Origin of the sequence: Sporosarcina sp. P17b (genome assembly GCF_002743115.1) — a bacterium.
Taxonomy (GTDB): domain Bacteria; phylum Bacillota; class Bacilli; order Bacillales_A; family Planococcaceae; genus Sporosarcina; species Sporosarcina ureae_C.
Genome location: NZ_PDYP01000012.1, coordinates 71,916 through 82,528 on the forward strand (window position 1 = coordinate 71,916; position 10,613 = coordinate 82,528).

Below are 10,613 nucleotides of genomic sequence, written 5' to 3' on the forward strand. Positions count from 1 at the left end.
ACGAGAAAGGGAGAGAATATATTATGAATATGGATCACGTATCAGCAGTTATTACAGGAGGCGCATCAGGACTAGGCGAAGCGACAGCAAGAGAGATCGTCGCGTCTGGTGGAAACGTTACGATTTTTGATTTGCAGGAAGATCGAGGGAATAAGTTGGTGAAGGAGCTTGGCGATCATGCGACATTCGTAAAGACAGATGTCACTAGCGCAGAAAGTGTTCAAGCTGCGTTAGATCATGCCGTCAGTACTTTTGGCATGATTAATGCAGTTGTCAATTGCGCGGGAATTGGTGTCGCGGAGAAAACGTACAGCGGCAGAAAAGGCGCACATAACTTAGAGAACTTTAGTAAAGTCATTCAGATTAATTTAATCGGAACATTTAATACGATCCGACTCGCTACCGAACATATGGCGAAGAATGAACCGAATGATAATGGAGAAAAAGGAGTTATTGTGAATACAGCATCTGTGGCGGCATTTGACGGACAGATTGGCCAAGTAGCGTATGCGGCATCGAAAGGCGGGATCGTCAGTATGACATTGCCGCTGGCGAGAGACTTAGCATCTGAAGGAATCCGCGTGATGACTATCGCACCGGGTTTGTTTGAAACACCGATGTTTGCTTCATTGCCAGAGAAGGCAAAAGAATCTCTTGGGGCGATGGTCCCTTTCCCTTCGCGACTAGGCTACCCCGAAGAATATGCACAACTAGTAAAAGGTATTTTCGAAAATACGATGCTAAATGGGGAAACAATTCGCCTCGATGGCGCAGTCCGCATGCAGCCTAAGTAAGGCGTTATGCGTAAAGACTGACCTGCTTGTATCTAATGAAATGTAAGGGCTTACAAATATATTGAAGGAAGAGGGATCGACATGAGAGAAGCAGTAATTGTGGAGTGGGTAAGAACGCCAGTAGGAAAAAGAAATGGTCTATTGAGTACCATGCGGGCTGAAGATTTGGCAGCTAAGCCGCTGGCAGAAGTAATTAAACGAGCTGGAATCGATGCCGGACTAGTAGAGGACGTAATCTTCGGCTGTGTATCGCAAGTAGGGGAACAATCCTTTGATATCGCGCGTGTCGCTGCTTTGCAGGCAGGATATCCAGTTGAAGTACCGGGGACTACAGTGGATAGACAATGTGGGTCAAGTCAACAGGCTGTACATTTCGCGGCGCAAGCGATTATTAGTGGAGATATGGATGTCGTCGTGGCAGGAGGCGTCGAGAGTATGTCTCGAGTACCGATGGGCAGTACTCGACTCGGCGTTGCATTCAGTGAAGAACTTACATCGAAATATGAAATGGTTCACCAAGGTGAGTCAGCCGAAAGAATTGCTGAACAGTGGGAGATCACAAGAGAAGAAATGGATCGTTACTCACTCGAAAGCAATGAGAAAGCTATCGCTGCTCGAAAAGAAGGTAAGTTTGATAGCGAAATCATGCCAATTGAGGTCACACTTCCTGACGGTACGAACATGATCGTGAAGGATGATGAAGGACCGAGGGAAGATACGACGATGGAAAAGCTCAGCAAGTTGAAAACTCCTTTTAGAGAAAATGGTGATGTGACGGCAGGAAACTCGAGCCAAATCAGCGACGGTGCCAATGCGATTTTGTTGATGTCACGTGAAAAAGCAGAAGAACTTGGATTGAAGCCGAAGTTTAAAGTACTCACGCGTGTAGTCGTAGGTTCCGATCCAACACTTATGCTAACAGGGCCAATACCTGCTACGCAAAAAGCATTGGAAAAGTCGGGACTGACTATGGAGGATATCGATGTATTTGAAGTAAATGAGGCGTTTTCTGTTGTGACGATCGCATGGTTGAAAGAAACAGGTGCAGATCCAAAGAAGTTAAATCCAAACGGCGGGGCTATCGCTCTTGGTCATCCACTCGGTGCAAGCGGCGGACGTTTGATGATCACGATGATGAGTGAACTCGAACGAACAGGTGGCCGCTATGGTTTGCAGACAATGTGTGAAGGTCACGGCATGGCCAATGCGACCATTTTGGAAAGGTTGGAGTAACTGCTGATCACGCTAGTCAAGACGTAGAGAGGAGGGATTTTATTGCCATTAGATGCTATTCGGGTACTAGATTTATCTCGCTTATTACCAGGGCCATACTGTTCGATGCTTCTTGCAGATTTTGGTGCAGAGGTGATCAAAGTGGAAGAGCCTAACGTGGGTGATTATGCGCGGGCGGAATATCCGAAGTTAGGGGAAGATAGTGCGCTGTTTCATTCATTGAATCGTAGTAAGAAGAGTATTTGCCTTAATTTAAAAGCGGCAGAGGATCAAGCGAAGTTCTTACAGCTCGTGAAAGATTCGGATGTGGTGATTGAGTCATTCCGTCCTGGCGTGATGAAGCGGTTGGGGCTAGATTATGAAACGTTGAATGAAATTAACCCGGGTCTAGTGTACTGTGCGATCACGGGTTATGGGCAGGAGGGTCCATACGCGGAGAGGCCGGGACATGATGTGAATTTTCTCAGTTACGCGGGATTGCTAAATATGATGGGGGAACAAGGAGGTGCGCCGCAAATTCCAGCCACACAAATTGCGGATATTGGTGGCGGGGCATATCCAGCGGCGGTGGGAATTCTGCTTGCATTGTTTGAGAGGCAGAAGACAGGCAAAGGCCAAATGGTCGATATCTCCATGATGGATGGGGCGATATCCTGGATGCCGACATTTTTCCCGAACTTTCTTGCGTCGAGGCAGGAGTCAAAAAGAGGCGAACTTGATTTAAGTGGAAAGCTTGCTTGCTATGCAATCTATGAAACGAAAGATCAAAAATGGTTGTCTGTTGGCGCACTCGAACCGAAATTTTGGGGTGAGTTTTGTCAGGTGATTGGAAAAGAAGAGTTCGTCGCAAAGGTCCGTGATCCGATCGATGTGCAGACACAGATGAAAAAAGAAATTCAGGAAATTATGTGGCAGAAAACACGTGAGGAATGGATGGAGATTTTCGAACAGATCTCTGCATGTGTCTCACCCATTCTTTCATTTGGTGAAGTGGTAGAGAATCCGCACGTGAAAGCGCGTGGCATGATTCAGGAAATAGAAGATCCCGTGCTTGGAGTAATCCAGCATATCGGTACGCCTATTAAGCTATCGCGAACACCAGGGAAAATTAAAGGCGCTGCTCCAAGTTTAGGTGAACATACAGAAGAAGTTCTTCGGGGATACTAGAAAAATCGGTAGGCGGTATGTAAACGACAGTAAGTTTAGTGAGAGAAAGGGGACAACAACAATGGATATCGGATTATCACTTTCCCGTAATGCGCGCAGAATACCTGAGAAAACAGCAGTTATTTATGAGGATCGACGTTATACGTATCGCGAGCTGAATCAAGAGGTGAATAAACTTTCACATGGACTGATTCAGCATGGCGTGAAAAAAGGTGACAAAGTCGCGCTTATGATGAAAAACTCAGATACATTTATCATCGTCTACTATGCCATATTGAAAGCTGGAGCTATTACAGTACCCGTGAATTTCCGCTTAACCGCTACTGAAGTGTCGTATATTTTGGATGACAGTGATGCAAGTGTTGTGCTGTTTGATGAAGAGTATGCTTCGTTAATCGATCAAGCAACAGCGACAAATAGCAAAATCAATTTGAAAATCACAACAGGTGCTACAGCAATAAGTGACCAAGTCCTTTATCAAGATGTAGTACAAAATCGTACAGATGATCCCGAGATCTCTGTCGATGAAGCGGATGATGCAGAAATATTATATACATCCGGTACAACTGGCTATCCGAAAGGCGCGTTATTTGATCATCACCGTGTGCTTCATGTCGCCTTTAACACCTCTTTAATCCTCAAAATCAATCCCGATGACATATTGCTTCATGCGGCACCGTTGTTTCATTCCGCACAATTAAATTTATTTCTCGTACCAGGAATTTATTTAGGCTGCACGCAAGTCGTTCATCAAAACTTCGAACCTCAAAAAGTATTACAAGCAATCGATCAATATAAAATCAGCTTCTTCTTCGGTGTGCCGACGATGTATAATTTCTTGCTGCAAGTTCCAGATAAACAGCAATACGATCTATCTTCTGTTACACGATGTGGATACGGTGCGGCGCCGATGCCTGTCGCTTTGTTGGAACAGATCATGAAACTTTTCAGTACAAACCAGTTTTACAATATGTGTGGTCAGACAGAAGGCGGACCAGGTGGTGGTGCTTTTCTTCTGCCAGCAGATCATAAAGATAAAATCGGTACGGGTGGAAAAGCTTCGCTGAACACGGAAATACGCGTGGTGGATGATCATGATGAGGATATACTTCCTGGTGAAGTAGGAGAATTTATTATCCAAAGCGAGATGGTCATGAAAGGCTATTATAATAAACCAGAAGAAACGGCGAAAGCGATCCGGAACGGTTGGCTCTATACCGGTGATTTGGCGACGATCGACGAAGACGGTTTCGTTACATTAGTAGACAGAAAGAAAGATATGATCGTTTCTGGAGGAGAGAATGTCTACTCAACGGAAGTAGAACAAGCGCTGTATAGACATCCTCAACTGCTAGATTCAACAGTGGTCGGCTTACCGGACCCGGTGTGGGGAGAGAAAGTAGTCGCGATTGTAGTAGCAAAGAAAGACGAGACGCTCGATTATGCAGAGTTAAAAGCGTTCTGTAAAACCCAGTTAGCGGATTATAAAGTGCCAGTTGAATTTATCGAAGAACAAGAGATCCCGAGAAATGCATCAGGGAAAGTATTGAAATATCGTATTCGGGAAGCACTAGTTTCCAATCGACCTGTTAATCCTCACGTATAAAAATAGAAGCTTTCTTACAGGAGAGTAAAGGAGTGGCGGATGCATGAAGCGACCATTTATGACGGAAGAGCATGAACAGCTCCGAAAATCAGTGCAGAAGTTTTTGCAGAAGGAAGCCGTACCTTATATAGATGAGTGGGAGAAAGAACAGCAAGTGCCTCGATCATTTTGGAAGAAAGCTGCTGCCCAAGGATTGATCGCACCATCCGTTGAAGAAAAATACGGCGGGATAGGCGCGGATTTTGGCTATGCTGTCGTCATTAGTGAAGAGTTTGAAAAAGTGGCAAGCGGCATCGGTGGAATTGGATTGCATAATGATATTGTCATTCCTTATATACAATCCTTTGGTTCGGCCGAACAGAAAGAGCGTTGGCTCACGAAAGCTGTAACCGGAGATATGATTAGTGCCATTGCAATGACGGAGCCAGGCACAGGTTCCGATCTCGCTGCAGTGCGGACGACTGCGATAAAAAAGGGAGACCATTATATTATTAATGGAGAAAAGACATTCATCACGAATGGCTCTTCTGCCGACTTCGTCATTGTGGTCTGTAAAACGGATCCTACCGCGTCACCTGCTCATAAAGGCATCAGCTTGCTCGTAGTGGAAGAAGGAATGCCTGGGTTTACAAGAGGGAAGAAACTGAATAAAGTAGGACAGCATGCGAACGACACGAGTGAATTGATTTTTGAAGATGTAGCGGTTCCGGCAGAAAACCTTCTGGGTGAGGAAGGGAAAGGCTTCTACTACTTGATGGAGAAACTCCAGCAAGAACGGTTGATGTGCTCCATTCAAAGTGTAGCTTCTGTACAGAAAATGCTAGATATTACATTAGCGTATGTAAAAGAGCGACAGGCTTTCGGCAAGCGGATCGGTGATTTCCAAAATACGCAATTTAAAATGGCAGAGATGCAAACGAAGGCCACCATTGGTCAAACATTTGTTGATCGTTTAATTATCGAGCATATGCAAGGCAAAAACGTCGTAGATGAAGTATCGATGGCGAAATGGTGGACGAGTGATTTGGCACAAGACGTGGCGATTCAGTGTATGCAATTTCATGGTGGCTACGGCTATATGGAAGAATACGAAATCGCTAGAAGGTATCGCGATGTGGCAGTCAGTTCGATTTATGCCGGAACGAATGAAATTATGAAAGTGATTATTGCGAAGAATATGGGGCTATGAAACAAAGCAGGCGAGTAAGTTGGAACAGCATATTAGGTATAAAAAAACGCGATGAACAACTCATCGCGTTTTTTATATTAAGGCTGAATCAATACTTTGATACAACCGTCTTCTTTTTTATCGAAAATAGAATAAGCATCTGCTGCGTCTTCCAATTTTACTTTATGCGTAATAATATCTGTCGGATCGAATTCTTTTGCTTCGATCTTTTTAAATAACTCAGGCATTAAGTGAATAACGGGTGCTTGTCCCATTTTCAAGGAAACATTGCGTGTGAAGAAATCACCCAGTGGGAAGTTGTTGGCGTCTGTCGCATAGACACCTGTCAATTGCACTGTCCCAAATTTCCTTACGACTTGTGAAGCCGTGACAATCGGGCTGATCGTTCCAAATTGGTTATCTCCACTAGATCCGAATGTTTCGCCTGGTTGTACAGTTCCGTCCATTCCTACACAATCAATGACGACGTCTGCGCCGCCTTTCGTTTCTTCATGCAATAATTTGCCGATGTCGTCATGTTCTTTAAAATTATACGTTTCTACTTTATTCGTCTTCTTTGCATGCTCTAAACGGTAATCTACATGGTCCACTGAAATGACTCGTTTCGCGCCTTGCATCCAAGCAAACTTCTGCGCCATTAATCCAATAGGTCCCGAGCCAAGAATAATTGCGGTATCGCCTTTTTTCAATCCGCTATGAAGTACACTCCAATACGCTGTCGGAATAACATCAGATAGTAAGGCAAGATGCTCGTCATCTAGTTCGCTGTTCTCCGGTACTTTAAATGACGTGAAATCTGCGTATGGAACACGTAAATATTCGGCTTGACCTCCCGGGAAGTTCCCGTTTGGCTCAGCAAAACCAAATAACCCACCTACTTCACCGTGCGGATTGGATTCGTCACATTGACTTTCCATTTCGTGTTGGCAGAAGAAACATTCTCCACAGCCTATATTAAAAGGAACGACGATACGATCGCCTTTCTTTAATGTTTTCACTTCAGAACCTACTTCTTCGACAATCCCCATCGGTTCATGACCGACTACATAATCTTTCTCGGGCACAATCCCGCCATGGTACAGATGCAAATCCGATCCGCAAATACCACTTGTCGTAATGCGTACGATTACATCACTATTTTCTTGGATACTCGGAGCTTTCACTTCTTTTGTGACCATCGACTTCTTTCCTTGAAATGTTACTGCTTTCATACCATCACTTCCTTTTCATATTATATGTGTTTTCTACCCGCCTCCTTCATTCATAAACTAGATTAGTGAGAATATGATTATTGGTACCTAGTAGGGGAATAGATAGAAGAAGGTAATGCAATTAGAGAATTTCGGAGTTACTTTTTGTATTTACAATATGAAAAAGATGCACTTCACTATATAATTAAAGTAGATTATGTATTTACATAAAGATACTAGTATATAGAAACATAGTTGGAGGCCAAAGTTTGTTACAGCTCATCATTTTCTTCATCATTTGGTACGTTGTCGGTAGCATATTGCCTGCGCTTTATATAGGAAAAAGAAAAGGACTAGATTTACGTGTAGAAGGTAGTGGAAATCCAGGAGCGCGTAATGCAGGGAGAGTGCTTGGTAAGTCGATGTTCTTTATTGTGTTGTTTCTTGACGCGGCCAAGGGGGCATTGCCGATCCTCGTCTCGCGTGCCCTTGGATTCAGTCCCGAACTTATATTGTTGATGCTTTTCGCGGTCATACTTGGGCATTGTTTTCCGCTGTTTCATCGCTTGCGTGGAGGGAAAGGGGCGGCTTCTTTACTCGGCGGTATGATCGTCTTTCAGCCACTTGTCTTGTTGTTAGCCCTTATTTTTTCAGGGCTGTTGTACTCGTGGATTCGTCAGAAAACGAAAGCGGCTGTGCTTGGACTGTCGGCCATTATTCCAGCTATTTTTATTGGCTACGGTGAATGGGCGGGAATTGTTGCTATCTGTTTGGTTGCGCTAGTCGTCTATACACATCGTAGTTATTTCATTAACTAGCATTGGAGGCAATCAGTATGACCTATTATTATCGGCTTGCCGTACTTCCACAAGATGCGGAGCGAATTCATCAGTTGAATTATCGGGCGTTTGTGGAAGAAATTCCGCAACATGCATCCAATGAACAGCGTTTGTTGGTCGATCCGTTTCATGAAGAAAATACATACATCGTTTGTTTGAAGGACAATGAAATTGTTGGGATGTTGGCATTGCGTTCAGTTCGTCCGTTTTCATTGGATAAAAAGATTGGTCCGATTGAGGAATGGCTTGAACAAAAGCCACAGCATCCTGTAGAAATTAGATTACTTGTAGTGGATCGAGCACATCGTCGCGGTCGTGCATTTTTCGGTTTGATGCAGGGGCTAGTGAATTGGTGCAAGCAAGCGGGATATGATGCCGCGGTGATTTCGGGTACAGTGCGTGAGCTGAAGCTTTACCATCATATGGGCTTTGAGCCGTTTGCCGATCCGGTCGGTACGGAGGAGGCGAAATATGTGCCGATGATATCGTCGTTCGCCACGTATGAAAAAAGTGCGGCGAAACGTCTCGTTGCGCCTGTCGTGAATTTTTTGCCAGGTCCACCGAAAATTGCTGAAAATGTTAAAGAAGCTTTTGCACGTGACGCATTTTCCCATCGTTCGGCTGAATATACACGATTAGTCGCGACGGTTAAACGTCAATTACTCGACTTAACGGGAGCGAACTACGTCCAGTTGTTACAAGGAACAGGGACGCTTGCGAATGATGCGGTGGCGGCTCAGTTGACTAGAATTGGGGGAAGGGGACTCATTGTAGTCAATGGAGAATTTGGTCAACGGTTATGCGATCATGCGACGCGTTTTGGTTTAGTTTTTGATTGCTTGGAACAAGAATGGGGCGAAGTGTTATCGCTGGAAATGTTAGCGGAGCAATTGGATGCTCAAGAATATAGTTGGCTGTGGATGGTTCATTGTGAAACGTCGACGGGTGTGTTGCATGAGTTGGAACAGATTACAGCACTTTGTCGCGCACGTGCTGTTCGGATTGCTGTGGACTGTGCGAGTTCAATCGGGACAGTGCCTGTGAATTTGCGTGACGTCGATTTCGCTTCTTCAGTTAGTGGGAAAGGACTGGCTTCGTACGCGGGGCTTGGTCTAGTGTTCCATCAAGAGGCGATAGTGCCGGATGATACGATTCCGCGCTATTTGGATCTCGGTCAATATGGGAAATACGATGGAATTCCGTATACGCAGTCGTCTAATGCAGTAGTTGCGTTGCATCAGGCGCTTGAAAATCTATTAGTGGATCCGCAACGCCGTTTTCAGCGTATTCGCTATTGCGCAGATCGTTTGCGTGAGGGTGTAGAAGGGGTAGGTGTGGAGGTGTTGTCGCCGAAAGAGTCAACAAATCCTGGCATTCTGACGTTCGTACTTCCGAAAGAGATAGGTTCGAAGCGTCTCGGTGATGATTTGCTTCTGAATGGCTACCGCACGCATTATGAAAGTAGTTATTTACAGACGCGTAATTGGTTGCAAGTGGCGGCAATGAATGAGCCATCAGATGAGGAGATGGAGAGGTTTCTGGAATTGTTACGTTGTTTAGTAGGGGGTGCGTAACGGGGAACATCTTAAATATGGACATTGAATGAGGTGGAGGGTGGACACCAGTCGTTCATTGCTGCAGCTCTCGCTGAAATTTCTGGAGTGTCTGCTCGAGTGAACTAAGGGGAGTAGTGGTTTGAAACTGTTGATCTGCGTTGCAGCCGGACGCGTGTCCTATGGGTGGGCTAGTGCAAAGATGTGCTCCTAACGCTACGCTTTTACTCGCAAAAGCCGTTCTTCGTTACGGCTTTCGCTGATCCTCCCGGAGTGGCTGGCTGTAACGAAGATCAACTAAGTGAGTACAAAAAGCGTATGCGACAATCGCGCCCGTTTGGGGTATAGTGATGTGTATTAGTTTTCGTATTTATAACAACTTGTAGAGATAATATTCATTAACGAATTGTCCGTTTATTACCAATGAATTTACTTTCTCACCTTCCAAGACAAATCCCATTTTTCTATACAAATTGAATGCTTTAAAATTGTCTTTGATAACAGTAAGTTCTAACCTTGTAATTTCAATTTCTTTTGCCCATTCAAATACTTGATTGAATAATTTAGAAGCTATCCCTTGGCCTTGATATTCTTCCAGTACTCCTAAAACAAGATATGCTGAATGCCGATTTCTTTGTAAATCACTACCTAATGCAGCGATATAACCTACAAGTTTCTCCTCGCTTTCGGCTACAAAAAAAACTGATCTTTTTTCAGTTAATATTCTTTCTATTGATTTTCTCTGTTGTTCAGGAGTAGTCGTTCTTTCTCCTGGTTCAAATAACATAACATCAGATTCATCAATTTTTTTACTTAATTCTACGAAAGCATCTGAATCATTTACTTGTATTTCTCTTATTTTCATTGTAATAACCTCCACGACTATCCCTTGAATTTATTATATAATCTGGCCCGTTTGATGCACTGTCCTTATCACGCAAACTCGTCCGATACTATAAGTACAACATTTCATAAACTTGATTTCTAATCTTTACAAGATTACATTGGGTAATTGGCTATGACTTTTCATATAGATAAGGTT

The 10,613-nt window shown here is 44.1% G+C and carries 9 protein-coding genes; 7 read left to right on the top strand and 2 right to left on the bottom strand.

Features of this window, described 5'->3' with window-relative positions; translation table 11 throughout:
* The first annotated feature begins 23 nt into the window (after positions 1-23).
* The 5 genes from CSV76_RS13060 (at position 24) to CSV76_RS13080 (ending at position 5,989) form a co-directional block, all read left to right on the top strand.
* Positions 24-794 carry a 3-hydroxyacyl-CoA dehydrogenase gene (locus CSV76_RS13060; protein WP_099625862.1) on the top strand — a complete coding sequence of 257 codons (771 nt, stop codon included), beginning with the start codon at positions 24-26 and terminating at the stop codon, positions 792-794.
* An 81-nt stretch (positions 795-875) separates the two neighbouring features.
* The gene (locus CSV76_RS13065; RefSeq protein ID WP_099625863.1) at positions 876-2,027 is read left to right on the top strand and encodes a thiolase family protein; all 1,152 of its coding nucleotides are present in this window, start codon (positions 876-878) and stop codon (positions 2,025-2,027) included.
* A 42-nt stretch (positions 2,028-2,069) separates the two neighbouring features.
* Positions 2,070-3,194: a CaiB/BaiF CoA transferase family protein gene (locus CSV76_RS13070; RefSeq protein ID WP_099625864.1), complete on the top strand. Its 1,125-nt coding sequence runs from the start codon at positions 2,070-2,072 to the stop codon at positions 3,192-3,194.
* A 61-nt stretch (positions 3,195-3,255) separates the two neighbouring features.
* Positions 3,256-4,800 carry a class I adenylate-forming enzyme family protein gene (locus CSV76_RS13075; RefSeq protein WP_099625865.1) on the top strand — a complete coding sequence of 515 codons (1,545 nt, stop codon included), beginning with the start codon at positions 3,256-3,258 and terminating at the stop codon, positions 4,798-4,800.
* Positions 4,801-4,843: 43 nt separating this feature from the next.
* A complete protein-coding gene (locus CSV76_RS13080) occupies positions 4,844-5,989 on the top strand; it encodes an acyl-CoA dehydrogenase family protein (RefSeq protein WP_099625866.1) in 1,146 nt (381 codons plus the stop codon).
* A gap of 77 nt (positions 5,990-6,066) precedes the next feature.
* Here CSV76_RS13080 and CSV76_RS13085 read toward each other — a convergent pair whose 3' ends face one another.
* Positions 6,067-7,200 carry an alcohol dehydrogenase catalytic domain-containing protein gene (locus tag CSV76_RS13085; protein WP_099625867.1) on the bottom strand — a complete coding sequence of 378 codons (1,134 nt, stop codon included), beginning with the start codon at positions 7,198-7,200 and terminating at the stop codon, positions 6,067-6,069.
* Positions 7,201-7,448: 248 nt separating this feature from the next.
* Between CSV76_RS13085 and CSV76_RS13090 the strand changes: the two genes are divergently transcribed.
* Both CSV76_RS13090 and CSV76_RS13095 read left to right on the top strand, forming a co-directional pair.
* Positions 7,449-7,997: a glycerol-3-phosphate acyltransferase gene (locus CSV76_RS13090; protein WP_158232809.1), complete on the top strand. Its 549-nt coding sequence runs from the start codon at positions 7,449-7,451 to the stop codon at positions 7,995-7,997.
* 17 nt (positions 7,998-8,014) lie between these two features.
* Positions 8,015-9,592 (top strand): aminotransferase class V-fold PLP-dependent enzyme, encoded by a 1,578-nt coding sequence (locus CSV76_RS13095; RefSeq protein WP_085426862.1) that lies wholly within the window; start codon positions 8,015-8,017, stop codon positions 9,590-9,592.
* 349 nt (positions 9,593-9,941) lie between these two features.
* On the opposite strand, the gene CSV76_RS13100 is transcribed toward CSV76_RS13095, so the two are convergent.
* Complete coding sequence (locus tag CSV76_RS13100) at positions 9,942-10,436, bottom strand: GNAT family N-acetyltransferase (RefSeq protein ID WP_099625868.1); 495 nt, start codon at positions 10,434-10,436, stop codon at positions 9,942-9,944.
* Positions 10,437-10,613: the final 177 nt, after the last annotated feature.